This is a genomic window from Streptomyces sp. NRRL F-2664 (assembly GCF_000719345.1).
Taxonomy (GTDB): domain Bacteria; phylum Actinomycetota; class Actinomycetes; order Streptomycetales; family Streptomycetaceae; genus Streptomyces.
In genome coordinates, this window is the sequence record NZ_JOFX01000464.1 from 1 (window position 1) to 317 (window position 317).

The window sequence follows — 317 nt, forward strand, 5'->3', positions numbered from 1 at the left end:
CGGCGGGTACGGCCCGTACCCCGAACGGCTGCGCCAGCAGTTCGAGGGCGTGATCTGGCGCTTTCGGACGGGTGGCCAGTGGAGGGAGATGCCTCAGGAGTTCGGCGCCTGGCCGACAGTCCGCAACCGGTTCCGTCCGTGGAGGGGCGCGGGGGTGTCCGAGGCCCTGCTGGAGGGTGCGATCGCGGAGGCCGCGAAGCGGAGTGAGGTGGACTTACCGCTTGTCAGCGTGGATTCAACCTCTGTCCATGCCCACCACGACGCCGCCGGGATGCACCTCGCGCCCGACACTCTCGCCGACCCGGAGAAGGCCCGAG

At 70.3% G+C, this 317-nt stretch carries 1 protein-coding gene; it reads left to right on the top strand.

Annotation, left to right across the window (positions count from 1 at the left end; translation table 11 throughout):
• Nucleotides 1–317: transposase (locus IF89_RS0136535; protein WP_030778046.1), on the top strand; the 317-nt coding region annotated here is incomplete at both ends.